This is a genomic window from Streptomyces endocoffeicus (assembly GCF_016741935.1).
Classification (GTDB): Bacteria; Actinomycetota; Actinomycetes; order Streptomycetales; family Streptomycetaceae; genus Streptomyces; species Streptomyces endocoffeicus.
Genome location: NZ_JAERRG010000038.1, coordinates 14,660 through 40,187 on the forward strand (window position 1 = coordinate 14,660; position 25,528 = coordinate 40,187).

General features: G+C 68.2%; 22 protein-coding genes and 3 pseudogenes. 12 read left to right on the top strand and 13 right to left on the bottom strand.

What is annotated here, in order from left to right:
* Positions 1-5 precede the first annotated feature (5 nt).
* Complete coding sequence (locus JK364_RS47220; RefSeq protein ID WP_201857621.1) at positions 6-626, bottom strand: hypothetical protein; 621 nt, start codon at positions 624-626, stop codon at positions 6-8.
* A 466-nt stretch (positions 627-1,092) separates the two neighbouring features.
* Between JK364_RS47220 and JK364_RS47225 the strand changes: the two genes are divergently transcribed.
* From JK364_RS47225 to JK364_RS47240, 4 genes and pseudogenes are all read left to right on the top strand, one after another.
* Positions 1,093-4,056: an AfsR/SARP family transcriptional regulator gene (locus JK364_RS47225; protein ID WP_201857622.1), complete on the top strand. Its 2,964-nt coding sequence runs from the start codon at positions 1,093-1,095 to the stop codon at positions 4,054-4,056.
* A 630-nt stretch (positions 4,057-4,686) separates the two neighbouring features.
* A pseudogene (locus JK364_RS47230) lies at positions 4,687-5,136 on the top strand (transposase); the annotation flags it as partial.
* A 194-nt stretch (positions 5,137-5,330) separates the two neighbouring features.
* Positions 5,331-6,380, top strand: a complete 1,050-nt coding sequence (locus JK364_RS47235; protein ID WP_201857623.1) for an SDR family oxidoreductase — start codon at positions 5,331-5,333, stop codon at positions 6,378-6,380.
* 242 nt (positions 6,381-6,622) lie between these two features.
* Positions 6,623-6,772 (top strand): hypothetical protein, encoded by a 150-nt coding sequence (locus tag JK364_RS47240; RefSeq protein WP_201857624.1) that lies wholly within the window; start codon positions 6,623-6,625, stop codon positions 6,770-6,772.
* A gap of 271 nt (positions 6,773-7,043) precedes the next feature.
* On the opposite strand, the gene JK364_RS57335 is transcribed toward JK364_RS47240, so the two are convergent.
* The 7 genes from JK364_RS57335 to JK364_RS47270 all read right to left on the bottom strand — a co-directional run bounded on the left by JK364_RS57335 (position 7,044) and on the right by JK364_RS47270 (position 13,938).
* Positions 7,044-7,172 (bottom strand): hypothetical protein, encoded by a 129-nt coding sequence (locus tag JK364_RS57335; protein ID WP_269146411.1) that lies wholly within the window; start codon positions 7,170-7,172, stop codon positions 7,044-7,046.
* 272 nt (positions 7,173-7,444) lie between these two features.
* The gene (locus JK364_RS47245) at positions 7,445-8,485 is read right to left on the bottom strand and encodes an ABC transporter ATP-binding protein (RefSeq protein ID WP_201857625.1); all 1,041 of its coding nucleotides are present in this window, start codon (positions 8,483-8,485) and stop codon (positions 7,445-7,447) included.
* A 19-nt stretch (positions 8,486-8,504) separates the two neighbouring features.
* Positions 8,505-9,788 (bottom strand): ABC transporter substrate-binding protein, encoded by a 1,284-nt coding sequence (locus tag JK364_RS47250; protein ID WP_201857626.1) that lies wholly within the window; start codon positions 9,786-9,788, stop codon positions 8,505-8,507.
* A 36-nt stretch (positions 9,789-9,824) separates the two neighbouring features.
* Positions 9,825-10,739 (bottom strand): carbohydrate ABC transporter permease, encoded by a 915-nt coding sequence (locus JK364_RS47255; RefSeq protein WP_201857627.1) that lies wholly within the window; start codon positions 10,737-10,739, stop codon positions 9,825-9,827.
* Positions 10,736-11,671: a carbohydrate ABC transporter permease gene (locus JK364_RS47260; RefSeq protein WP_201857628.1), complete on the bottom strand. Its 936-nt coding sequence runs from the start codon at positions 11,669-11,671 to the stop codon at positions 10,736-10,738. The genes JK364_RS47255 and JK364_RS47260 overlap by 4 nt, the downstream gene beginning before the upstream one ends.
* Before the next feature lie 57 nt (positions 11,672-11,728).
* Positions 11,729-12,508, bottom strand: a complete 780-nt coding sequence (locus JK364_RS47265) for an HpcH/HpaI aldolase family protein (protein WP_201857629.1) — start codon at positions 12,506-12,508, stop codon at positions 11,729-11,731.
* Between the two features lie 305 nt (positions 12,509-12,813).
* A complete protein-coding gene (locus JK364_RS47270; protein WP_201857630.1) occupies positions 12,814-13,938 on the bottom strand; it encodes an aminotransferase-like domain-containing protein in 1,125 nt (374 codons plus the stop codon).
* Positions 13,939-14,053: 115 nt separating this feature from the next.
* Between JK364_RS47270 and JK364_RS47275 the strand changes: the two genes are divergently transcribed.
* The 6 genes and pseudogenes from JK364_RS47275 (at position 14,054) to JK364_RS56340 (ending at position 18,618) form a co-directional block, all read left to right on the top strand.
* Positions 14,054-14,740, top strand: a complete 687-nt coding sequence (locus JK364_RS47275; protein WP_201857631.1) for an HAD family hydrolase — start codon at positions 14,054-14,056, stop codon at positions 14,738-14,740.
* On the top strand, positions 14,737-16,344 hold the full coding sequence (locus JK364_RS47280) for a gamma-glutamyltransferase family protein (RefSeq protein WP_201857632.1): 1,608 nt from the start codon (positions 14,737-14,739) through the stop codon (positions 16,342-16,344). The genes JK364_RS47275 and JK364_RS47280 overlap by 4 nt, the downstream gene beginning before the upstream one ends.
* Before the next feature lie 238 nt (positions 16,345-16,582).
* Complete coding sequence (locus JK364_RS47285) at positions 16,583-16,822, top strand: hypothetical protein (protein WP_201857633.1); 240 nt, start codon at positions 16,583-16,585, stop codon at positions 16,820-16,822.
* A gap of 307 nt (positions 16,823-17,129) precedes the next feature.
* Positions 17,130-17,720, top strand: a complete 591-nt coding sequence (locus JK364_RS47290; RefSeq protein WP_201857634.1) for an RraA family protein — start codon at positions 17,130-17,132, stop codon at positions 17,718-17,720.
* 84 nt (positions 17,721-17,804) lie between these two features.
* Positions 17,805-18,256 (top strand): annotated as a pseudogene (locus JK364_RS56335) (NAD(P)-dependent oxidoreductase).
* On the top strand, positions 18,220-18,618 hold the full coding sequence (locus tag JK364_RS56340) for an NAD-binding protein (protein WP_307841622.1): 399 nt from the start codon (positions 18,220-18,222) through the stop codon (positions 18,616-18,618). The pseudogene JK364_RS56335 and the gene JK364_RS56340 overlap by 37 nt, the downstream one beginning before the upstream one ends.
* A 23-nt stretch (positions 18,619-18,641) precedes the next feature.
* Here JK364_RS56340 and JK364_RS47300 read toward each other — a convergent pair whose 3' ends face one another.
* Entirely contained in the window at positions 18,642-19,715 is a 1,074-nt protein-coding gene (locus tag JK364_RS47300; RefSeq protein WP_201857635.1) for an alpha/beta fold hydrolase, read from the bottom strand.
* Positions 19,712-20,683, bottom strand: coding sequence for a MurR/RpiR family transcriptional regulator (locus JK364_RS47305; protein WP_307841623.1), 972 nt, complete (start codon positions 20,681-20,683; stop codon positions 19,712-19,714). The genes JK364_RS47300 and JK364_RS47305 overlap by 4 nt, the downstream gene beginning before the upstream one ends.
* Positions 20,684-20,807: 124 nt before the next feature.
* On the opposite strand from JK364_RS47305, the gene JK364_RS47310 reads away from it, so the two are divergent.
* Both JK364_RS47310 and JK364_RS47320 read left to right on the top strand, forming a co-directional pair.
* Positions 20,808-22,031 carry a metal-dependent hydrolase family protein gene (locus JK364_RS47310; RefSeq protein WP_201857637.1) on the top strand — a complete coding sequence of 408 codons (1,224 nt, stop codon included), beginning with the start codon at positions 20,808-20,810 and terminating at the stop codon, positions 22,029-22,031.
* Positions 22,032-23,308: 1,277 nt separating this feature from the next.
* Positions 23,309-23,509 (top strand): hypothetical protein, encoded by a 201-nt coding sequence (locus tag JK364_RS47320; RefSeq protein WP_201857666.1) that lies wholly within the window; start codon positions 23,309-23,311, stop codon positions 23,507-23,509.
* Here JK364_RS47320 and JK364_RS58290 read toward each other — a convergent pair.
* The 3 genes and pseudogenes from JK364_RS58290 to JK364_RS47335 all read right to left on the bottom strand — a co-directional run.
* A pseudogene (locus tag JK364_RS58290) lies at positions 23,445-23,594 on the bottom strand (IS5/IS1182 family transposase); the annotation flags it as partial. The gene JK364_RS47320 and the pseudogene JK364_RS58290 sit on opposite strands and share 65 nt — an antisense overlap.
* 94 nt (positions 23,595-23,688) lie before the next feature.
* Positions 23,689-24,147 carry a hypothetical protein gene (locus JK364_RS47330; protein WP_201857667.1) on the bottom strand — a complete coding sequence of 153 codons (459 nt, stop codon included), beginning with the start codon at positions 24,145-24,147 and terminating at the stop codon, positions 23,689-23,691.
* Between the two features lie 111 nt (positions 24,148-24,258).
* The gene (locus JK364_RS47335; protein WP_230993622.1) at positions 24,259-25,305 is read right to left on the bottom strand and encodes a helix-turn-helix domain-containing protein; all 1,047 of its coding nucleotides are present in this window, start codon (positions 25,303-25,305) and stop codon (positions 24,259-24,261) included.
* Positions 25,306-25,528: the final 223 nt, after the last annotated feature.

A 25,528-nucleotide genomic window follows, 5' to 3' on the forward strand; every position in this document is an offset into this window, starting at 1 on the left:
GCGGGTCAGCTCAGCGAACCGAGTACGTCGCGGGCGGCGGCGGCGACGGCGTCCTCGGCCCGCTGCTGGTTCGTGCCGGGCTCCCTGGTGTCGTAGGTAATGCTCGCGGTGAACTCGGCGTTGCCCTCACGGACGATCACCTGAGCCTCTGCCAGGTGGAAGGGGTCCTTGTCCACACCATGCACGACGTAGGCGTCCTCGCCGAGCCCGCTGAGCGACCGGGAGTCGGTGATCGTGCGCATCTTCTTCAAGGCCTCGATGGCGCTCTTCTTGTGTATGTCGAACATGCCACTCGCCGACGGGCCGACCGTGAGGTTCACCCGCAGTTTCAGCGAACCGCCGCCCGAGCCGAACGGCGTTTCCCAGCTCGGCATCCTGGTGATCAACGCTGCCATGGTGGCATTGTCGAACTGCGACGGCTTGCACTCGGTTTCCGGTGCGATGCGTGCGATGGTGGACGCCTTGATCAGCTGGCACCCTTGGGGCACCTTGGTGAACGATTTCCCCGCCGACGTCGGCGCCTGCGGCATGGCGGCGCCGCCCGGGGCGCCGGACTGTTTCCCCTCCGCAGTGTTTTCGTCGTCGCCCCCCGACATGGCGATGACCATACCGACGATCGCGGCCACGGCGAGGGCCGCACCGGCTCCGATCAGCCAGGGCCGCGTACGGGTACCGCGCGGCCACCCCGAGCCCGGGCCACCGTACTGCGGCGGCGTCGCTGGGGCCGTCTGCGTCCAGGCCGAAGGCGTGCCCGGCGACTGGGGCGAGACCGGAGGCGGCGCATGGCCCGGCGGGGGCGGCACCTGCCCCGGGTCCTGCGCCGCAGGACCCCACCCTGGCCTTCCCTGAGGGAGCGTCTGGGCGGGGCCAGTCTCGCCGGAGCCCTGCCGGGGGTCCGACTGCGGGGTCTCATTCACGGGGTTGCTCGCTTTCCGTACGGTTCTCGCCATCGGGGACCGGCAGGGCCGGTCCCGTCGATCGGGCAGGAGCGAAGGCGCGCCGGGGCCCGACACAACTTGCAAAAACCTTTCGTGAGGCGATGCAATGCCGATGAAATTTCGCTGAAGCAAGGACTTGGGGGACTGCGGGACCATGGGGGACTTCGAGGTGGGCGCGGTTCCGGAGGATTCAGGGGCGGAACCGGCAGAGGCGACGGGACGGCTGCGGATCGACCTGCTCGGCCCGGTCAGAGCCCGCCGGGGCGGGGCACCGCTCGACATCGGGCCCGTACGGCGGCAGGCGGTGCTGACCGTGTTGATCCTGCGTATGGAGAGACTGGTCACCCACCAGCAACTGCTTGATGGCGTATGGGGAACCGATCCCCCGGGGACGGGCCGCCGGGTCCTGCCGAGCTACGTCTACCCGCTGCGCAAGGCACTGGACGTGCCCGGGGCCCGGCCTGCCGAGTCGTTGATCCGCAGCGAGCACGGCGGGTACCGCTTCGTGCCGGGCGGCGCCCGGACGGACATCAGTCAGCTGGCCGAACAGGCCGTCGGCGCCCGACGTGCGAAGGCCGCGGGCGAACTCGCCACCGCCCTTGACCACTGCACCCGGGCCCTGCGGCTGTTCCGTGGCGAGCCGCTGCCCGGCCTGCCGGGACCATTCGCCGACGCGGAGCGGCAGCATCTCGCCCAGCGGCGGCGCACACTCCACGAACAGCGGGTGGAGTGCCTGGTGCTCCTCGGCCGCTACACGGATGCCCTGGACGACCTCATGGACGTGCCCACGGCAGAGCCGTACGACGAACCGCTCGCCGCCCTGCGGATGCGCGCGCTGTACGGCAGCGGCCGACAGGCCGAGGCGCTCACCGCCTACCAGGAGACACGGGACTCGCTCCTCGACGAACTGGGGGTGGAGCCCGGTGAGGAACTGCGCCGGGTACACCAGGGCGTCCTGCGCCGGGACGACTTGCTGCTGCTCGGCCAGGCGGCGCGGCAGCGCGCGGCCGGGTCCGCGTCCGCACTCGAGCAACCCCCGGCGGGGCGGAACGAACTGCCCGGCGACACCGCCTGCCTCGTCGGCCGGGACGCGGAACTCGCCCTGCTCACCGCGCCCGTGCCCGCCGGGGCCGTGTCGGTGGCGGCCGTGGACGGCACGGCGGGCATCGGCAAGACCGCGCTGGTGGTCCGTGCCGCCTGGATGCTTCGCGACCAGTACCCCGACGGCTGTCTGTTCGTGGACCTGCACGCGTACGGCGCCGCACACGAGAGCCTCCGCCCACAGCGGGCTCTGCACCGGCTGCTGCGCGCCGTCAACAGCGCCGACGGCGATCTGCCGGACGACCTGGACGAGTTGGTCACGGCCTGGCGCGCGGCCACCAGCTCCCTGCGGCTGCTGCTGGTCGTGGACGACGCCCGCGGCGCGGAGCAGGTGCGCACCCTGCTGCCCGCGGGCCCGGGCAGCAGGGTGCTGGTGGCCAGCCGACAGCGCCTGTCCGGACTCGACGCCGACCTGCGGCTCACCGTGGAGCCCCTCAGCACGGGCGAGGCAGTCACACTGCTCACGCACCTCCTGGGTGAGACGCGGGCCGAGCGGGAACCAGCGGCCGCGCATGAACTCGCCCGGCGCTGCGGGGGTCTGCCCCTGGCACTGCGGATCATGGGGGCCCGGCTGCAGAGCCGCCCGTACTGGACGCTGGCCCACCTGGTGGACCGGATGTCGGACGACGCGCGCCGCCTCGGCGAACTGCGGGCCGGTGACCGCAGCGTGGAGGCCGCCTTTCTGATGTCGTACGACCAGCTCGCGCCCGAACTGCGGCGCGCTTTCCGCGCGTTGGGTCTGTCGCCGACCGCCGGATTCGACGCGCTCACCCCTGCCGTCATGCTGGGCCGTTCCCGCGAGGACACTGAGGATCTCCTGGAGCGCCTGGTCGACGCGAGTCTGCTGCAGCAGCCGCAGCCCGGCCGCTACCGGCTGCACGACCTCGTACGGGATCACACTTGCCGCCTCGCCGCCACGGCGCCCGAAGAGTCCGCCGCGGACCGCGTCGCCGTACTGCTCCTCTACACAGCCGCCGGCCGGATCGCCAGCGACTGGGGTCCCGAGGGCTTTCCGACCGGCCCGGACGTCTCCGGCTCGCCCTTCCCTCGCTGGCTGGAGGCCGCCGCATGGCTGGACGCGGCGGGCGGTGAACTGGTCGACGTGGTGGCCTACGCCGCCGCCGCCGGAGAGCATGACCTGGCCTGCTGGATCGCCGAGAGCGTGGTCGACCACCTGGTCCGCCAGGGCCGCTTCCATGAGTGCCGGGCGGCCCTGGAGGTCGCGCTGCCCTGCGCGGACCTAGCCGCCGACCGGCGGATGTCCTCCTCCCTGCGGAACTGCATGGCCACCGCCGACATCTACCAGGGACGCTTCCGGCAGGGGCATGCCTGGAGTGCCGACGCGCTGCGCCTCGCCCGCCGCCAGGGCGACCTGCGCGAACAGGCCCGGGCGATCGCCGGGCTGGGCGCCACGAAGCGGGCGACGGGCCGCACTGCGGAGGCGGTCGCCCACCTCAGCGAGGTGGTGGACCTCGCGGCCCGACTCGACGACGACTGGCTGGCCGGGATGGCGAACTGCAACCTCGGCGCCATCTCCGACCAACAGGGGCAGCACGAGGAGGCGCTAGCGTACTACGCCACCTCCCTCGCCTTCGCCGAGAAGATCGGCCGGCCCAGGATGATCAGCAAGACCCTGTGTTTCGCCGCCGAGGCCTGCCTGGCACTCGGGCGGCATGCGGTGGCCAGGACCCTGCTGGGACGGGCGGCCGGCCTGGCCCGGGAGGTCGCGGACCCGCAGCTGCGCGCGGTGAGCCTGTCCCTGCTCGGCGCCGCGGAACACGGTCAGGGAGACCTGCGCCTGGCTGTCGCCCTCCACCACGAGGCCCTGTCCACGCTCACCGAGCACACGAGTACACCGCTGGAGGCGGAGGTCCGCCGCCGTCTCGGGAACACCTACGCGGCGGCGGGGCGCAGTGCCGAGGCAACGCGGCAGTTCCGCATCGCCCGCTCCCTGACCGGAGCCGAGGAGCAGAGTTGCCCCTCCTCCCTATCCGTGAACAACCCGAGCACGCGGTAGCGGCGCACATGGTCAGGCCCAGGCCTCTTGACCGTAGGTCCGGCCCAGGTGCCGCAATGAGCACTCATGACCATTGCCGTCCGCTGTCGGCCCGGCGGCGCGTGGACCCTTCTGATCTCCACAGTGATCTCTGCCCCGACTGCTCGCTGGGATCCGCTGGGCTTCGGCGCCGGCAGAAACCGGAGCGGGAGACAGCGAGGACCCGGCGTCTCCGGGTGATGGTCACCGGCCGTGGGAGAGAGCACGGTTGATCTGAAGGAGCTGCTGTTATCTGGCGTTGCCGACGTGGCGATCGCGTCGGTAGAGGCAGAACCGACCTGCGACAGAGCCACGATTCACCCGCCGCCGGCCCTCGGCCTGCGCTGCGCTGTACACGGGTCCGGGGCAGCGGTCAGTGAACCGCATCGGATCGAATGGAGACTCGTTTCCATGAAAGGATCGAGTCATGGCACGACCTTCCCGTTACCCGCTTGAGCTTAAGGAGATCGAGCACGTCTCCGAACTGGTCAGCCGAACCCATCAGCTCACATGGAGAGCCCGGTGCGGGGATGACCCACACGCCGGGTTCGGCGGGCAGGGACGGGGAAACCGACGGCCGAGAGGCCGCACGGCGTTCCATCCCCGATCCAACGGATCCGGGCGCCGGACCGCTCCCAGCCGGTCCTGCCGATGACACCCGGCGTTCCCGAGCGCCGCAGCCACGACTACGTCCGGGCCGGCACCACCACCTTGTCCGCCGCGTTGGAAGTGGCGACGGGGAAGGTCATCGGCTCCCTGCACCGCCGGCACCGGGCCATGGAGTTCAAGAAGTTCCTGGCCAGGCTCGACAAGGAGATTCCGGCGGGCCCCGGCGTGCACCTGATCCTGGACAACTACGCGACCCACAAGACGCCCGAGGTCAAGAAGTGGCTGCCGGCGCACACGCGCTTCCGCCCGCACCGCTCCGTCCAGACTCTCGAACGCGACATCCGGGCATGGCCGGTCGACTGGAACGAACAGCCACGACCGTTCGTCTGGACGAAGACAGCCGACGAGATCCTCGACAAAGTCACCACCTACCGCCACCAAATCTCCGACTCACGTCACTGGGCCGGTCTCTATAGTCCAGATATGACGCGAGGTGACCACACACGATCGAAAGTTCTACAGACGACCCGGGAGCTGACCAGCCCGCGCACGGCAATCGAGGCGATCGCCGGACTGCTGTGTGCACAGTTTGTGATGCGCCTGGTGGCTGCCAACGTTGTGAATGTCACCGATCAGGAGGTCAGCGCATGAGGACAGTGGATGCGTTGGTTACAGGGGGAACCGGGTTCATCGGGCGATGGCTGCTGCCCGAGTTGACCGCCGACGGTCAACGTGTCGCGGTGCTGATGCGTGGCGAATCCGGACGTCTGGGCGAGCTTCGCTCATGGGTCGACGCGCACAAGGGGCGCGGTGACCTGCTGCATCCGTTGCCCGGAGACCTCGCGGCACCGGGCCTACGGTTGAACGCAGATGACATGGTGGTTGCCCGGACCGCGCGGACGATCTTCCATCTCGGGGCGGCGATGTCGTTCGGTCTGCCCGACGCTGTCGCGCGCGATGTCAATGTCGAGGGTTCCCTACGCGTGGCCGAACTGGCTGCCGATTCGCCGCGGCTGCAGCGGTTGGTTCTCGCGACCGGTTTTCAGCATCGGCGAGCACCGTTCTGGATGCCGGACAACAAGTACCACGATTCGAAACTCGAGGCTGACACAGCTGTCCGCGAGTATGCGAAGGCGCACGCGATCCCGTTGACCGTGGTGCACCCGGGCCCGGTGGTCGGCGACTCTCGCACCGGGGAGACCACGCAGTTCTGGGGCTGGCCTGACCTGGTGAAAGCGCTGTGGCGTGGTCGGCTACCGGTCGCACCGGGCGGGAACCACCACTGGATGCCCCTAGTCGCTGTCAACTACGTGGCCGGGTTCATCGCGGGCGCCGCGAGTCTGGATGAAACCGTTGGCCAGGACTACTGGCTACTGCATGACAGCACCCCGCCCCTGGGCGAACTGATCGCCGCGGTGGCCGGGTACCTCGGTGTCTCGGCCCCGACACTCCACCTGCCCATGCCCCTGGTGGTCCTCGGGCTCCGTTCCGGGCTTAGTCGCTGGACGGGACTCGACCCGGAAGCCCTGGTGTTCATCGGTACCGACCGATTCCCCGTGGCCGATGCTGTGCGCCTGGCCGAACAGATCGGACTGACCGAGCCCGACCCGATCGAGCTGGCCTGCACCACCACCCGTTTTCTGCTCGATACCGACTTCGGCGCCAAAACGTCAAGTGAGCGCCCACATTCGCGATGAACGTGGCCGCAGCAAAATTCGCGACCCTGGCCGCATGCTGCCGTGCACTGGTGGCGACGCCCAGACCGTTGTTCCGTCCCCGACCCGCGGATCAACGGTTGCTGGCGACGCTGATCGATCGCGATGTTCGTCGTCGGCGAAGGCCATCGCCTCAGTGACGGTGGTGCGCCAGGCCGAACGCCGCGCAGATGTTCACACAACATACCCGACGACACCGGTCGCACAGTCCGGAGGAAGTAGCTATGAGCCAGTCCACTCACCTCGACATCGAGCTCGCGCCGCCCGACGGCGTGACCTTGCGCGGGGCGCTGTACGTTCCCGACCGGCCCGGTCGGCACCCGGCGATCACCATGGCGCATGGGTACGGCGCCATGAAGGAAATGCGGGTGTGATCCAGGCAATCGCGCGCAGCGAGGCGTTCGAGAAGACCATCTGGCGCGGGGGCTCGTACTGCACGCGTTCACGGAGGTAGACGGCGCTTCGAAAACAGCCCGGAGGACAAGGAGACCCGGAGCCGGCTCCCCATGATCAAGGGTCACTCGGACCCTCGCCCAGCGCTCCGGCGGCGACGCGGAGAGCGGTGATCGACGACGGCGACCTCTACTGACCGCGCTCGCCGTGCACGGCACCACCGCTCTCCCCGGCGCTGCGCGCGGCGTTCGCTCATCGTTCGTTGAGCCAGCCGCAGACCCAGTAGTTCCCATCCGTGTCGCGCTCGGCCATCCACTGGTACGTGACCTCGCCGGCCAGTTCCCCGGAGCCGGGGGCCCGCTGGGTGATCCGCACGTCCACGCTTGAAATCGTTGAGCCACTTCATCAGCAAATGCGGCTTGTACTTGGCGCGTGACCACAGATCCGGCTCCCCCGCTCAAGGGCATCCATGTGTTCCAAGACGCCCCGTGCCTCGTCAGCGGAGAATGCTCGCAGCGGATGGACATAACCGTCTCGCTCATACTGGTGAACTTGTGCGTCCGTGAGGAGCTTTGGCATCTTGGCTGGTCCCTTCTTTTCTGGGTGATGGGATGGAATGCGACGGAAGGCGAGCTTCCTCGATGCCTCCCCGCCTATGTGTCGATGCGTATGCCCTCGGCATCGAAGAGATGCAGACGTTCGACATCGACGCACAGGCGCACGGTGTCCGCTATGACGGTTCCCACCGGCAGCCGGGCCTTGAGCTTGTGGTCACTGGCGAGAGTGATGTGGGCGAGTTCCTCACTGCCAAGCAGTTCGAGGAGCCTGACCCGGCCGGTGAGCGTGATGTGGGGGCGGCCTGCCGAGGTGTCGGCCGTTCGAAGGTCCTCGGGCCTGATGCCGATGCACGCCGTCGCGGCGGCCTTCGGCGCCCGGAGCTCGACGATCGGCGACCCGTCGGGCGTTCGGAAGTATCCGTCCTGGACGGTGCCGTCGAGGAGGTTCATGGCTCCGAGGAACGAAGCGGTGAACCTGTTCGCCGGGCGGGCGTAGACCTCGCGTGGAGTGGCCTGTTGCTGTAGCTGTCCCTCGTTCAGGACGGCTACCTGATCGCCAAGTGTGAGCGCCTCGGTCTGGTCGTGGGTGACGTAGACGACCGTGGCACCGAGCTTCTGGAACAGTTCGTGCAATTCGGTGCGCATATCGACCCGCAGCGCGGCGTCGAGGTTCGACAGCGGCTCGTCCATCAGCAGCACAGACGGCTGGCGGATCAGCGCCCGCCCAATGCCGACACGCTGTTTCTGCCCACCTGACAGCTGGGCTGGCTTCTTCTCCAGATGTGAAGTCAACCGCAGCAGCCGTGCGATCCCGGCGACCCGCCCGGCGCGCTCACTTCGCGGCACCTTGCCCATGACCAGCGGGAACTCGATGTTGGCGGCAACCGTCTTGGCCGGGTACAGGGCGTAGTTCTGGAAGACCATGGCCGTGCTTCGACGCTGGGGGTCGGCATGAGTCATGTCACGGCCGTTGATCCGGATCGTCCCGCCGGTGGGATGGTCCAGTCCGGCGATGCAGCGCAGCAGGGTGGTCTTGCCGCAACCGCTGGGCCCGACCAGGGTCAGTGTTTCGCCGGCCTGGCACGACACGGTCACTTGACGCAGGGCCTGGTCCGTCGGCCCGAACGTCTTGGTCACGTCGACGCAGTCGATTCCCTCAGCCATGGTTCTTCAGGATCTCGTTGACCGCGTTCTGCGACTCGGTGAGCGCCTTCTCTGGGGACTCACTGCCACCCAGAGCCTGCAGGAGGCTCTTCTCGATGGCATCGTTCGCCTCGACGTCGTGGCTGCCGGGGTAGGTCTGCCACTGGTTCAGGTGGGGGATGGCGTCCAGCGGTGTGTGCCGGTTGGGCTTCTCGCTGAAGTACTTCTTCAACTCCGGGCTCTTCAGGGCGACGGAGTTGACGGGTATGTAGCCGGACGCAAGGGTCAGTGCCGTGCTCGCCGTTGGACTGGCCAGTTGCTGAATGGCCTTGAGGGCGGCCTCCTGACGGTGAGGGTCCTTGGTGAGCAAGACGATCGCCGCGCCTGACGCGGGTGCGCTGCGTGTGCCGCCGTCTTTGATGGGGGCCTGTCCGGTGGCGACGGTGAACTTCGCGCTCTTGTTGATGTTGCCGAGGTTTCCGTTGGACTGGATCAGCATGCCGGCGTCGCCGTTGATGAATGCCTGGACATTGGGGCTGGTGTCCGATGTGCGGGCGAGCAACGGCATGGCCTTGTCCTTGACCAGGCCGCGCCAGTAGTTGACCACCGCACGGCCCTGGGGGCTGTTGAATGCGGCGCCGGTTTCGCCGGGGTTGAGCATCGTGCCACCGGCGCTTGCCAGTTGCTGCTGGAAATCGATATTGCTGCCGCCATTCCAGTCCATCACGATGCCGTACTTATGCTTGGCCGGATCCGCCAGCTTCGTAGCGTCCTTGCGCAGCTCACTCCACGTGGTTGGCAGATGCGTCGGGTCGAGCCCTGCGGCCTTGAACATATCCGCGTTGGCGTAGAGGATCCGCGTCGCGACGCCGTAGGGAATCCCGTATTGTTTTCCGTTGTACTGGGTGAGCTTCAGGAACTTCGGGTCGATGTTCTTGGTGTCCAGGCTGCCCTTGGCCATCGCACTGTCCAGCGGCTGGGCGATGCCGAGGTCGACCAGTCCGCGCAGGTTATTCAGCCCGACCAGAGCCACATCCGGCAGGCGACCGGTGCCTGCCTCGCGGATGATCCGCTGCTGGACGTCGTTGTAGTTCTTGCCCGCAAGGACAAGGTTCACCCGAGGAGCTTTCGGCTCTTTCTCCAGCGGCTTGATGGCAGTTTTCAACGGATCGGCATAGAGGCTGGCTTGCGTGTAGTAGACACTGACAGCGCCGCCCTTGGTGTTCGATGTGCCGCAGGAAGTCACCCCGGCCAGAAGGCCGAGGGATGCCAGCGCTACGGTGATTCTCCATCGCATGGTTTCACTCCTTGAAAATGAGACCGATTGGTGTGTCTAGTCCGGGGTGTTCGACAGCACGAGACCGCGAACGAAATGCCGCTGGGCGAGCAGGAACCCCACCACGAGCGGAAGCACCGCCAGCGTGGCGGCGGCCATCTGGGCAGCGAAGTCATTGCTTTCCGAGTTGGCGAATGCGGAAATACCGTAGGACACCGTTGCCGCATTGTCACTCGACAGGACCAGGCTCGGCCAGAAGTAGTCGTTCCAGTGGGAGACGATACTGAAGACAGCGAATGCGGTGAGCGCCGGCCGGGCCATCGGCAGGACGATTCGCCATACCGTTGTCCAGTTACTTGCTCCATCGAGCCGCGCGGCGTCCAGTACGTTCTGCGGGATTCCCAGAAAGAACTGGCGGAGCAGGAACACGCCGAAGGCGCTGGCAAGAAAAGGTGAAATCAGCGACAGGCGATTGTCCAGGAGGCCGACCTTGGCGAACAGCAGATACAAGGGTACGGCCACGACCTGCATCGGCAGCATGGTGCCGAACAGAACCAACCCGAGTGCCAACCTGCTGCCGCGAAACCGCATCCGCGCCAGGGCGTAGGCGGCCGGAACGGCGAGCAGCACCTGACCGAGGAAGATCAGCCCGGTCACCGCCACGCTGTTGAGGAAGTACTGCCCCATCGGCACCGTGTCGAAGACGCGGCGATAGGAGTCGAAGGTCGGATGCCGCGGCAGGAGGTCGCCGTTGTAGATTTCGTCGTCCGGTTTGAAAGAGCTGAACACCATCCAGGCGAACGGCGCGAGCATGACGATGGCACCCAAGGCCAGCAGTATGTGCCGGGGTATGTCGCTCGCGGCGGCCCGCCGCAGGACGCTTCCCCGGCCATGGCCGGAGGAGTCGGGTGGCTCTGTTCGGCCCGGCGACAGAACGCCGGCGGCATGGTGCGATTCCGCGCCGGTGGTCATCGGGCGCCCGCCTTACTGAGTCGTCGGCCGAATGACCGCATCTGCACCAGCGTCACCAGCATGACGGTGACCAGCAGCACGATGCTGATGACGGCCCCTCCGCTGATGTCCTGATAGAAAACCCCTCGCCGGTAGAGTTCATAGCTCAGAGTTGTGGTACTGCCGATGGGCCCTCCCTCGGTCATCAGCGCCACGGTGTCGTAGACGCGCAGCGCGCTGATGGTGCTGATGACGACGGCGAACACCGTGGTCGGCCCGAGAGCGGGCCACTGGACGTGCCAGAACCGATGCCAGGCGTTCGCGCCATCGAGACGGGCCGCCTCCAGATGCGCGGTGGGCACGTTGGCCAGCCCCGAAAGAAACAGCACCACCGCGTATCCGAGTTGGTGCCACACTCCCACGAGGGCAACCGCCGGGAGGGCGAGCGAACTGTCGCTCAACCAGTTCGTCACTCCGAACAACTGGCCCACGGTGGAGTCGATCAGCCCCCGTTCCGGGTAGAACATCCACTTCCAGACGATGCTCATCGCGGCGAGAGTGCTGGCGAACGGCAGAAAGTACACGGTCCGCCAGAAAACCTTTCCACGCCGCACGCTGTGAATGGTGAGGGCGATCAGAAGGCCGAGCACCGTGACGGCCGGCACGGTGAACAGCGAGTACAGCAGAGTATTGATGAGAGCTTGGCGCAGTTCCTCACTGTCCAACACCTGCCGGAAGGAGTCGAGGCCGGTGAACCGGGCGCCGCCGCCGGCCAGAGGCCAGTTGAACAGGGCCAGCACCAGCGCCGACGCTGCCGGAAGTACGGAGAACACCCCCAGAAACAGCAGGAACGGACCGCACAGCACATATGCGCCGACGCGCTTCCGGAATGACGCAGTGTGCAATGCGCCCGCAGGTGCACCACCCGCTGATTGATGGAGAGACAGAGTCATGTGGCCGCCCTTGCGGTGTGGGACCGGTTCCCTGCGACGGAACCGTTTTTCTTGTTGTCAGACGCCAAGATCGGCGCGCGTCCGGGCGACAGCATCGATCATGAGCGGAGCCGGGAGGAATTGAAGGACTCGCGCGCCGGCCTCGACGTAGTCGGCAGCCCACTCGGCGCCGCGGGAACCGACGGAGATCCCCACCGCCGCACCTGCGGCTGTGGCTCGCTTGATGCCGTCGCGGACGGCCTTCCGGACTTCAGGGTGCATCGTGTCGCCGGTGTATCCCATGGTCGCCGCGATGTCGTTGGGGCCGAAGGTGATGACATCCACACCCGGAACCGCGGCGATGTCTCCGATATTCGCCAGGCCGGTCGGATCCTCGATCGTGCAGACGACCAGCGTCTCACTATTCGCGAACGCGAAGGCATCCTGCGCGTCCAGGCCGAGCGCCCAACGGGCGTGCATGCCATGCCCGCTCGGCGATGTGAGGGTGCGGTCACCTTCCGGTGCGAACTTCACCGAACGGACGGCAGCGGCCGCGTCGCGCGCCGTTCGGGTGTGGGCGAAGGTGAGTCCGCTGACACCGCGGTTGAGAAGTTGCACGACAAAGCCGGACTCAACCCCTGAGACTCTTGCCGTGGGAACGATGTCGGCCGCTTCGGCGGAACGTACCGCGTGCTCGATGCTCTCCAGCGTGTAGGGCCCCTGTTCGCAGTCGAAGCGCACAAAGTCCAGCCTGGCCAAGGCGGCATATTCGACCATCATCGGATCTGGTGAGTCCAAGCCCAGTCCGAAAACCATGTCACCGAGGAGGATCTTTTCCTTCATCTTATTTTTCTTCATACTGTCTCCCTGCCGCGGTCGAAGTGGAAGGCATGAGTGAGCGGGGCGCAGCCGCACGCGGTCAATGCAAGTGCGAGCAGCTGCGGCGTCAGCGTGAATACGCTCACCAGGAGGACCGCCCAGCCGGTCAGGACTGGTGCCGAGCAGATCAAGATGGTCGGCACCATCGTGCAGGATCCGTCGCGGACGCTGACTTCCTCTATGCCCGAGGAAGTCGGCCGGGTCGGAATTGCGGAGCCCAGGACCCTCGGTCAGGGAGCGATTTTCCCTTCAATGATGACCGTATGGCAACAGCGTTGCGTGCGCTACGGGCGCCGGACGATGTTTGCCCATCGTTCATGTGACGACAGGGCGGAGATGATCTCCAATCCCCGCCGGACCTGCGCCCGGTCGAGCGGAGTGCTCAGTGACAGCCGCACCCGGGGTGGCACCGGGTGGCCGTCGACGGCGAACATCTCGGCCGGCCGGACCAGCACACCGCGTTCCGCGGCGGCCGCGGTGTAGCTGTGCGAGGTGTGCCCGGTCGGCACGCGCAGCCACAGATGCATGGCCGCGTCCTGGGTGTCGAAGTGCAGCCCGTGCAGCAGCTGCCCGGCGAGTCGCTGTCGTACGGCCGACTCCCGGTGGATGGCGTCGGCGATGGCAGTGGCCTGGCCGCCGTCGATCCAACGGCGGACGACCTCGGCGGACAGTGGATTCGCCACCCAGTACGACAGCCGCGCGATGGGCTGCGTCACGGCCTCGACGGCGGGCCCGTCGGGGCCGAGAAGGTATCCGACCCGGAGCCCCTGAGTGAGCGACTTGGTCAGCCCCATCGAGTACCAGGTCAGCTCCGGGGCCAGGGTCGCGATCGGCGGCGGCGTATCCGGGTGAAGGGCGCCGAGCACATCATCCTCGAATACCGGCACCCCGTATTGGCGCGCGACGGCGACGATCTGGTGTCGTCGCTCCAGGCTCATCGTTGTCGTGGTCGGGTTGTGGTAGCCCGGATTGCAGTAGATCAGCCGAGGTTTGAGCTTCCGGCACGCCGCGGCAAGCGACTCGGGCACCATGCCGTCATCGTCAAGATCGACCGGGCGGAGGCGAACTCTGGCACGCTCGGCCAGGTTGCCGATGGCCCCATAGGTGAGGCCCTCGGCCAGTACGACATCCCCCGGGGCGGCCAGGTGGCGCAGGACCAACAGGAGCGAACTCTGCGTTCCGTTGGTCAACAGCAACCGGTGCGGCTCTGGCGCGGGCATCCGCCGCGCCATCCATCGTGCCGCCGCGAGGCGGTCTTCCGGGCCGCCGCCGGTCTTGCTCTCGTGGAGCAGCGTCCGGGCGCCGGGGTCGGCGGCGATGGCCCCGAGGGTATCGGCCAGTGCGTCGCCCACCTCGGGCGGGGCTGGCGGTATGGATCGGGTGAAGTCGGCGACGACGTCGTGCTGCATGGGGTCTCCTCTCGACCCGGGCAGGCTAGCCGCACAAGCAACCTCATTGCCAAGCGGATGGTCATTGATGGATTATCGTTCCCTCATCGCGTTCCACCGATCGAAGGGAAGCACCATGCGCGTTGCACCACCGAGCTGGGAGTTGCTGGTCTGTGACATGGCCGGTACCGCGTTCAGCGACGATGGCCTGGTCATTGAGGCGTTCCGCACCGCACTGCTGGACACGGGAGTTCCAGACGGCCCCAAGCTCAAGGCCGCCATGGCCTCGTTCGACGGCAACCGCGGCCGCAGCAAGCTGGACGCCTTTCGCGATGTGCTGCCTGAGGAAGAACTGGCGAAGACGGCCAACGAGGCGTTCGAGCGGCGTTACGAGGAGCTTGTCGGCCAGGTCGGCATCAAGGCATTTCCCGGCGTCGAGGACCTGTTCTTGCGACTTCGGACAGCGGGCGTACGGATCGCGCTCATCACGGGCTTCGCGGAACGCACCCGCGAGGCACTCGTCGATGCACTGGGCTGGCGAGACATAGTTGATCTCACGCTCAGCCCGAGCGACGCGGGCCGGGGCAGGCCGTTCCCTGACATGATCCTCACCGCTGCGCTTCGACTACAGGTCACCGACATGCATGCCGTCGCGGTCGTTGGCGACACCCGCAGCGACCTGCTCGCAGGATGGCGCTCGGGGGCCGGCGTCGTCGCCGGTGTCACCACCGGAGCCCACACCCGAACCACACTGGAGGCCGCTCCGCACACCCATCTGCTCGATTCGCTCGCCGAGATCGAGACTGTGATGGCCACCCGATGACCACCCACCGTCCCGCGGTCGGCGGGCGCAACGGCGTTGTCACCTCGGCCCACCAACTGGCTACCCAGGCCGGCATGCGCATGCTGTGGGCAGGCGGAAACGCGGTCGACGCGGCGGTGGCCGTCGCCGCCGCGCTGAGCGTCGTCGAGCCGTGCAGCAGCGGACCCACCGGCGTCGGCTACATGCTCATCCGGGCACCGCAGGAGCCGGCACCCACGGTGCTCGACTTCGTCGGACCGGCACCAGAGGCCGCACACCCCGACCGGTTCGCCGCCCCCGGAGCCAAGGACGTCGGGATTCTCTCGGCGATGGTTCCCGGCGCGGCCGGAGGCTGGTCCGCGGCCCTGGAGCGCTACGGGACCATGGACCTCGCGACGGTGCTGGCGCCGGCCATCGGCTACGCCGAGCAGGGCTTCCCGGTCTCCCACTACCTCCACCACTATCTCGCGGCGGCCCGTCCCCGCCTTGAACTCGCCGCGACCAGCAGAGAGATCTTCCTCCCCAACGGACGAGTCCCGCGCCCGGGCGAACTCCTGGTCCAGAAGAACGCCGCCGACACCCTGCGGCTCATCGCCGAAGCCGGCGCCGAAGCGCTCTACCGAGGACCCATCGCCGAGGAGATCATCCAGTACTGCGCCGACCACGGCGGCCTGCTGGCGGCGCCCGACCTGGCCGGTTTCGCGCCCCGCTGGCAGGGCGCGATCTCCAGCACATATCACGGGCTGACGGTCTACTGCCCGCCCGTGCCGAGCGCCGCGCTGGAGTATCTCGTGAGCCTGCGCATGCTCAGCGAGTTCCCGCTCTCCACGATGGCATCGGACAGCGACGAATACCTGCACCTGCTGTCAGAGGTCTTCAAGGTGGCGATCGAGGAACGAAAGGCCCACCTGTCGGATTCGTCGCCCCCGTACGACGACCTGCTGTCCGACGCACACATCGCGGCGGCGACGGGACGGCTGGACCTGCGGCGGGCAACCGCGTTCCCAGGGGAGCGTCATGAATACAACCCCGCACTGGAATGGACCCGGGCCGTGTTCGCCGGTCCCGAGAACACCACGCACTTCGTCACCGCCGACGCACAGGGTTACGTGGTGTCCTGCACCCAGACCCTGGGGGGCGCGTTCGGATCAGGAGTGGTGGCCGGCACGACCGGACTGTTGCTGAACAGCTTCGCCTCCTGGTTCGACACCGATCCCGCGAGTCCCAACGCGATCGGCCCCGGCAAGCGCGTGGAGGTCTGCCTCGCTCCCTCACAGGTCTGGTCGGACGGCGAACCGTTCCTGGTCGTCGGCACACCCGGATCGCACGGCATCCTGCAGACCACACCCCAGATGATCATCAACGTCGTTGACCATCGCATGGACATCCAGGAGGCGATCGAGGCGCCTCGGATCCGTGTCGGGCACGGCACTCTCCTGGGCACCGAGAGCAGGTTCAGCGCGGCAACCTTGGCTGGGCTCCGTGGGCGTGGACACCAGATGCACGACCTGGGCGCCTGGAGCCGTGTGGTCGGCGGCGGGCACGGCGTGGCCTTCGATCCGGACACCTCGACCATGTGGGGCGGCGCCGATCCACGGCGCGACGGCTTCGCGCTCGCCTGGTGAACAAGAGCCCGCTGTGAACCGACAAGGCGGCATCGACGTCCACGCACGCTTCCCGCCAAAGCGGTACCGGAGGGCGTACCAACACCTCGAAACGCCAGGCCCGGACGGCCTGGCCGCATGGCCGGACTGGTCTGTCGGCCAGGCCCCGCCCTGCGCACGATGGACGAACTCGGCGTCGAACTCGGCGTCCTGTCCATCTCATCGCCAGGCGTTCACTTCGGCGACGACCGCGGCGACGGTGCTCGCTCATGGCGTCAACGAGGACGGGGCGGCGCTGGCCGCCCGACACCCCGGCCAGTTCGAGTTGTTCGCCTCCTTGCCGCTGTCCGAGTTTCCCTTCGAGACCGCCCGGGCGGTCACCGGTCTTCTGCTGACCGGTGCACTGGACAGGTATCCGCAGCTGAGCATCATCCTCCCCCACGGGGGTGGCGCGCTCCCCCACCCGCCGACCGGATCCACACGCTCGGGCAGCAGCTGACAGCCGAGTGGCGCGGTGTCGACGCCGTCAACACTCTGGCCGTCCTGCGCCGAGCCCACTACGACCTGGTGGGATGCCCACTCGACACGCAACTGCCCTCGTTGCTGCGGCTGGTGCCGCCGAGCCAGCTGCCGTACGGGGCCGACTGGCCGTTCACTCCCCAACCATCACCGAGTCCGCTCAGCGCATCGCGCACACTCGCCCGCTGTCCGGCGACGACCGCCGCCTGATCCGGCACCGCGACGCGCGGCAACTCTTCAAGCGCCTCAAACCGTCCGGCGCACTCAACAATTCATAAGGAGCTCTCATGACTACAGCCCCCGCCGACAACCTCGACCGTTGGCAAGGACTGGCCAGCAGCGCCGTCTGCGACTGCCTCAACCGCTTCCAAGCCATGCACGCGGCCATCCGGCCGGTCGTCGGCGGCACACTGCTGGGACGCGCATGGACCGCTCGCAGCATGCCGGGCGAGAACAACACCCTCCTGCGCGCCATCGAGACGGCACCGGTCGGCAGCATCCTCGTCGTCGATGCCGGCGGCTTCGTGGACCGGGCCGTCTGGGGCGAGGTCCGCACCGTGGAGGCCATCCGGGCGGGTCTGATCGGCCTGATCGTGGACGGCGCGGTCCGCGACGTCGAAGCGATCCGCCAGCGGGGCTTCACCGTCTACGCGCGCGGCATCTGCGCCGCCGGGCCGAACAAGGGATGGGACGGCGATGTCGGCGGCCAGATCCAGTGCGCGGGCGTCGTCGTCAACCCGGGCGACCTGGTGGTGGCCGACACCGACGGAGTCGTCGTAGTCCCCCGCGACCGGGAAGAACAGGTCCTCCTCGACGCTCGTCGACGTCAGCAGGAAGACGCCAACCTCATCGCCCAGGCCACCAAGGATCACCGATGACCACCGGATTCGTCGGTCTGGGCATCATGGGCCTGGCCACGGCGACGGCCCACGGCAGCTGCCCTGCGGGGCGCCGGCCACCAGGTGATCGGATACAACCGGAGCGCTGCCCGAACGGACGAGCTCGCCCGCCGCGGCGGTGGCGCAGCCGGCAACCTCGCTGAGCCGGCACGCCGCTGCGACGTGGTGATCACCACGTTTCTGGACACCCCGACGTCGAGGCAGTCGCCCTCACTCCCGAGGGCCTCCTCGCCACCGTGTGTCCCGGGAGCCCGCTCATCGACATGAGCGCCGTCCGTCCAGACACCGCCCGCCGGATCGCGGCGGGCGGTCGCGACCGCGGTGTGGACACGCTCGACGCACTGGTGTCGGGCGGCGAACAGGGCGCGTTCGACCGGACCCTGTCCATCATGGTCGGCGGTGAGGCGGCCGCCCTGGACCGGGCGCTCCCCCCACCCGCGCCCCATGGGCCACACCATCGTGCAGATCGGCCCGGCCGGTGCCGGTCAGACCGTCAGGGGCCGCCAACCAGCTGATCGTCGCCGGAAACCTCGCCATCCTCGCTGAGGCACTGGTGATACTGGACGTTGCCGGAGTACCACTGCCGACCGCGTTTGAGGTGCTGGGCGATGGCCTGGCGAGCAGCCGAGTCGTCAGCCAGAAGGGCGCGACCATGAACGATGGCGCGTTCACATCGGAATTCCGCGTCGCCCTGCACCACAAGGACCTCGGGATCGCGCTGGAGACCGCGCGGGGTCACGGTGTCCCGCTACCCGTTGGCTCGGTCGCCGCCCAGCAGATGGCACGCCTGGTCGCCACGGGGGCAGGTGCGCTCGACCACGCCGCTGTCTTCAGTCCGGTCCGCCTGCTGTCCGGCGTCGAGGCCGGACAGCGGTGACGCGTCGACACATGTCCGACGCCTCATGGGACCTCATGGGGCGTCAGAGCACCGGCCACGACGAGGTGGAGATCCTCGGCGGCCTGCCAGAGCTCCTCGATATGGCGTGCCGCACGGCGGGCACCGGCGGCGCCGAGGAAGAAGAAGTGGTTGCCGGGCATGAAACGGACCAGGTCCGTCGGCAGCCGCCGACTGTACGCGGTCAGGCCCGCCCAGGTGTCAGCCGACAGCGCCGTCGCATCTGACAGGCGCCATCCCAGCGAGTAGGCAGTGATCGCCGGCCAGGTGAGGTGATCGCACAGGGCGTGCCGAGCGTCCTGTGCGCCCTCCGGGACGATGGCCGCGCATATGGGGAACTCTGCCCACCGTCCCACCCCGGTCTCCCGGATCGCGGCCTCGACGTCGTGGATGTCGGACTGCCCGTCCCAGTGCTGCGCCTCACCACGCAGACCGACCGAGTGCCGGCACAGGTAGTGCCGTACGTACTCGTCCCGCGACATGATCGGCTCGTCTTGTCCCGCCTGCGCGGAGATCTGCCCGTACCACTCGTCCAGCCGGATCGACGACTGCCCCAGGGCGGCTTCCCACAGGCCCTCGGGGGTCAATGGCTGGCCTGCCGGAGGGACCGGTACGAGGCCGGGCAGCGGAGCCGAAGCCGCGAGGGACACGAAGCAACGCAGATCGAGGCCGACCCGCCGGGCGGTCAGGGCGAACGGTAGGACGGATCGGCCGGCCATGCTCCAGCCGCACAGGATGACTCCGGCCCCGAGGTGGTGCTCGGCGACGATCCGTTGGGTGAGCACCGCTGCCGCCGCACCCCACCGGTCGACGGTCAACTCCGGGTGCGCCGCCGGAACGGCCGGATGGTCCGACGGATATGACAGCGCGAGTACCGTGAACCCACGTGCCGCCAGCCAATGCGCGAGAAAGTCGTCCGGGCGGCCGCCCGGGTGCCCGTAACTGATGCGAGCCAGGTGGCCGCCGCCCGGCAGGAACACGACGAGGGGCCGACCGGGCTCGCCCACCCGCAGATAGGTCAGGAGCGGGAGCCCCTCGCTGTACTGGAGGGACTCACCATGGCCCCAGTCGCCCCTCACAGCATGTGTTCCGCGTGGACGTCCGCGATCGCGTTCAGGTACTCCCTGGACCGATCCGGATCACGCAAGGCGAGTCCGACGAACAGCGCGTCGGTGATCGCCAGATGTGCCAGTCGGCTGGCCGTGGCCTCCAGCCGGAAACCCTGCCCCGGGCTGCCCGCGATGAGCGGCGCGTCCGCGATGTCGGCCAACGGCGAGCCGTGAAAGCTCGTCACCGCGATGACGTAGGCGCCGCCCGCCTTCGCGGTCTCCGCGGCCAACACTGTCTCTCGTGTCGCGCCGCTGTGGCTCATCGCCAAGCAGACGCCACTTTCGCCCAACTGCCGAGCAGCGATGTGCTGTGTGATCGCGTCCATCGGCGCTGCCGTGGCCAGCCCCAGCATCCGCATGCGGTGTGCCGCGTCTCGGACGGGCGTGGTCGACTGGCCGTTACCGACGAAGAACACCTTCTGGCGGGTACGCAGGGCGCCCAACGCACCGGCGAATGCGGCCGGGTCCACCGTGCTGATCGCGTCGGACAGCGCACGGCTGCTGGCCGCGAGGATGGTGTGCAACACCGCGTTCGGAGGCGAGTCGGTATCCAGCTCGTCGGCGAACACCAGTTGGTCGGCGCCGCGCAGGGCCAGGTCACGGACCAGGGCCAGCTTTAGCTCCTGGAAACCCTTGAACCCGGCTTGCTGGCAGGCTCTGACCACGGTTGATGCCGCCGTGTCAGCACGCGCGGCGAGGTCCGCGGCGGAGTATCTGGTGGCTGCCTCGGGATCAGCGATGATCACTTCCATGGCCCGACGCGCACTGGGCACGAGCGACGGCGCAGCGGCCTGAATCTGCGCGAGGACCGCACCGCTGGTCAGCGGGCCGCTCGACTGCCCGGCCTGGAGCTTCTGAGGACCCGAACCGTGTGCGCCGTCCCCGTCAGCCCCCTGACGTCGGGCTGCCTTAGCCGCCATCCCCGCCCCTTCCTCCATTCAGGGAATATCGTTGCGGCGCAAGTGTACCGCAGGGAACAACGTCTCACGCGCAACGCCAGTGCTTAGATTTACATCGAGTTTGGAATAGAATTCCTCCCCTTCCCGCTGGACGGAGCCCTCCATGACTCAACTGATCAACGCACGGCTAATCGACGGCACCGGCGCAACGCCGGTTGACGGTGCGACCATCGCCGTCGACGCCTTCGGCCGTATCTCTCACGCCGGTACTGGGCCCGGGCCGACGCCGGCCCCGGACGAGACCGTCATCGATCTCGGTGGCCGCACCGTGACGCCGGGCTTCATCGACTGCCATGTGCACTTCGCTCTCGACCACGTCGGCGAACTGCTGGAGCCACCGAGGCACTGGGCATCGCTCGCCACCTTCCAGACGGCGGAGCGCCTCCGCCGGACCCTCGCAGCCGGCGTCACCACCGCGCGCGACCTCGGCGGCCTCGACGCCGGATACCGAGAGGCAGTGACGGCCGGCCTGGTGGAGGCGCCGCGCCTCCAGGTTGCGGTCCGGATGATCAGCCACACCGGCGGGCACGCCGACTTCACACAGCCCAGTGGGATCGACGTCGATGCGCTCCGCCCGCAGCCCTGGACGGAGATCGCCGACACCGTTAGCGAAGCCCGAATCGCGACACGCCGCGTCATCCGGGCCGGTGCGGACGTGATCAAGGTGTGCGCCACAGGCGGCGTGAGCAGCCCGACGGACCAGCCTGACGACGAAGGGCTCGCAACCGACGAGATGGCCGCCATCGTCGACGAAGCGCTTCGACGACACGGGCGACCGGTCGCCGCGCACGCCCAAGGCACCACCGGCATCCGCAACGCCGTCCTCGCCGGCGTCACCAGCATCGAACACGGCTACGGCATCGACGACGAGACAATCGACGTCATGCTCGAACACGGCACCACACTCGTGCCGACGCTCACCACCGCGGCCTCCATCCCGGAGCGGGGCTCAGTGCCCGACTTCCTTTACCAGAAGAAGATCCGCTGGTCCGCACTCGCGATGGAACGAGTCGCCGAGGCGATCCGCCGAGGCGTACCCATAGCGCTCGGCACCGACTCCGGGGTGACCTCGCATGGACACAACCTGCGCGAACTGGCTCACCTCGTCGACCTCGGCCTCTCCCCCATGGGCGCGATCGAGGCCGGCACCCGCGTCGCAGCCCGGCTCCTCGGCCTCGACGCCGACCTCGGCACGATCGAACCGGGGAAGCTCGCTGATCTTGTCGTGTGCCGGACCGACCCGCTCCACGACATCGCCGACCTCGCCGACCCGGACAACATCCTGCTCGTCATGCAGGCCGGCCGCCCGGTAAAGGACCGGCTGTGACCACGGACTTACCGACCTCCCGCGGCGCATGTCGCCTGCCTTTACGTGGGGGTTGACGGCCGGCTCGCCGATGAAGACGAGATACATTCCCGCTGCGTGCACGGCTCGCGCGCCGGCCTCGGAGTCTTTGAACCCAGCGGAGAGCGTGGGGCCCACGTGCACGCGGTCGCTGGCTGTGAGGTACCCGGCCGGGTCCGGCTTCGCCGCTCCTGCCGTCTCGCTCGTGCACCCAGAACCTACGCACGAGACGAGACCCTCCTGGGTGGAAGGGGGCTGATTCCCGCAGATCCATGAGTGCGGGTTCTCCGGGTCGGAGGCGTGGACGGCGCCGGCCGGTGGGAGGGGTCGGCGTGGCGGATGCAGGGCTTCGTCAATGGCGCGGCAGTGGCGGCCCCAACGTGGGCCGTTCGGAAACCCATCGCGGCTTGTCAGGCTGCGTATGTGTACTCGTTGATCAGGCCGCCGAGGACACGAGTCCGGCGTGGCCGCCGCGTGGTGTTCAGGTCGGACAGCGGTGCAGTCTGGTGTTCGACGAGAGGAGGGCGTTGCGCCCGCGCCTGATGTGGTCGATGCCCGTTGCAGTGCCGCGCGTAGCTCTCAAGAACGTGTCGAGCATGGGCCTCGTTCCAGACCAGCACGTGGTCGAGGGCCTCGCGTCGTAGCGTCTCGATGTGGCACTTCACCAGCCCGTCTGCGTTCCGCGGAGCCAGGTCGATGTCGCGGATGCCGGTCTGCGCGGGCGCGTGCGGGTCGACCGCAAAGTGCGCCCGGCCGCCCCGCCGTTCGTAGGCGCGAAGCGGTCGTGCGCGGCTCGGTGACCGAGCTGGCCCAGAAGGCGGGCGTGGCCCAGTCGTCCGCGGTCCGTGCCTGCCAACGCATCGGGTACCGGGGCTACCAAGACGTCAAGCTCGCCATCACACGCGATCTCGCCCAGCAGGACGAGCAGGAGCAGGAACTCGCCCACGAAGAGGAAATCGACAGCCGGACCTCGGTCGGCGAGATCCTGGACCGCATCCTGCGCCGCAGTGGCCGGGCCCTGGTCGATGCGACAGAGACCGTCGACCCCGAACTGCTGTCCCTCACCATCGACCGCATAGCGGCGGTCGGCCGCGTCCTCGTCGTCGGGAACGGCACCTCCACCGCGCCAGCCCACGACGCCGCCTACCGGTTGTCCGCACTCGGCCTGGTGACGACATACCCCACCGACGTGATGGCCCAGCATCTCGCGGCACGGCATTGCGCTTCCTTGATCTTGTTCTCGATCTTGGTTGAGGGCCATGCGGCAGCTCACCTTCGTGGGTTCATCGATCACCACGCGTGGTGGGGATGCCAAGGCCCACGGCCGCATGCTGCCCGTGGCCCCGATCGAGCCGGCGGAGCTTCTCCTCGGTGCCCGCCGGGCCAACCTGGAGACCTTCGACCTCGCCGAGCCCGCCCTCTGCGGATCCGCCCCGGTCTTTGCGGTTGCAATCCGGTGAGCGAGGCCCTGAGCGGGATGCCGGTGGCATCGCGGATCAGATGGCGCTTGGAGCCCGGTCGACCGCGGTCGACCGGGCTCCGTCCGGTGGCTCCCTGTTCGTCCTCCGCGGCCTGTTCACCGGAGGATCTGGCCGTCGCCCGCTCACGCGTGATCAGGTTCGCGAGCGGTTATGCCCTGTCACGGAGCGTAGACCTTCTCGATGCTCACGTTGGTAATGCCCTGCGGGGCCCACCAGTCCCAGCTCTTCTGTACGTTCTTCGGGCAGGCCCACGGGCCGTCGGCGTACCCGTTCGGGTAGTGCACTCGTAAGAAGACGCAGTAGCCGTCGGCCTTCGTGTCCTTGGCCCAGCCCATGATGTGGTTGCTGTCGCAGACCTGGCCGCCGTACGTGCCGAAACTGGTCGTGTTTCCGAAGGTCCAACATGCCGCTGCGGCGCTGGAGCTGGCTTCGGCCGGGATGATGCCCAGACCTGCGGTGGTTGCGACAACTGCGCCAACCATTAAGAGCTTCTTGGCAAGTTTCATGATCAATTCCCTTCCAGCCTGAGCGTGAGCTGCCGAGATTCCTTCAGTGAGGGCCGCCGCCAGCAGAATCGGCGTGAACGTTAAACGGAATACGGTTTCATACGGTTTCATCTTTCGGTACCTCCGCTCGCCCTCGGACAGCGCTGGCGCGCCGGTGTTCCTCTTCTGTGTCCTCACATCGTGACGCCCACCGTCGGCTGCGAGTTGGCGATGCGCGCAGCCTTACTTGTCGCTCCGTGCAGCCCGTCGGGCATCCGGCAGACTGCGCAGCGCCGCCCGCCGGAACTCTCTGGGCGCCACGCCGTACGCGGCGCGGAACGCCCGGCTGAAGTCCGCCGGGCGCAGGAACCCCCACCGGGCGGCAATGGCGCTGATCGACCGCCGCCGCAGCCGTGGGTCGGTGAGGTCGGCATGGCAGCGTTCCAGGCGGCGCCGACGTATCCAGGCGCTGACGGTTTCCGGTTCACTTTGGAACAGCAGGTGGAGAGTGCGTACGGAGACGTGGTGGTGGGCAGCGATGGCCGCGGGACATAACTCGGGGTCGCCCAAGTGGTGGTCGATGAAGGCGTTGATCCGGGCCAGCAGTACCGCATTGCGGGTCTCGGCGGGCAGGGTGTCCTGAACTCCGAGCCGGGCCGCCAGCAAGGTGGCGGCCAGGTCCACCCCGATGGCGCCAAGCCGGGCCAGCTCCGCCGGGCCGCAGGTGCGGGCGGTCTGCGGCAGCTGTGCCAGGTACAGGCCGAGCAGGGCCGCCGACCCGGCCCGGGGCGGCAGCGGCTCGGCCAGCAGCCGGTCAGCCTGGCCGCCGGCCAGCGGCGGGACGGGGCGCGGCAGCCGCATCAGCGTCAGGCGGGTCTGGCGACCGTGGTCGAGGAACTCGCAGGCCAGCGGATGCGAGGTGGAGAACAGGGCCATGTCGCCGGCTTGGAGGCAGGCGACGCCGCGCGCCTGCTCCAGCCGGACCGAGCTGTCCCGGACCAGGAGCAGGTAGTAGTTCTCGGGGTCGTGGCGGCGGATGTGGACCGGCGAGCGACGGGCTGCCATCGGGGAGAAATCGAAGGCCGTCACCTGGCTGTGCGGCAGCTCGACGGCTTCCGCCCGGCCCCGGAAGACGGCCGTGTGCGCGCTGTGTACCGCCACGGGCATGACTTCGTGGTCGACCATCTCGGACCACCAGCCAAGCCGCTCCGGCGCCGGGACTGAATCGGTACCCACCGTCACCACCGGCCCCGCACCGCCCTGTCCTGACATCTCCGTGAAATCGGGCATGCAACCGATACTGCCCGGCAGGACATCGATCGAGAAGACCGCCGCTTCGGCCGGGCGGCCGCCGGGGCCGGGCGCGCAGACGGTTCAGCACCCGCGCACGCCAGCGGGCCCAACCTCGACTCCGCATCGAACCGCGCCCCACTGAAGGAGGCGTCGCCGGTGAAGGTCACGTCGTCGAACGAGGCGTCATCGGCGAACCAGCTCTCCCCCACTCGGCCGGGCA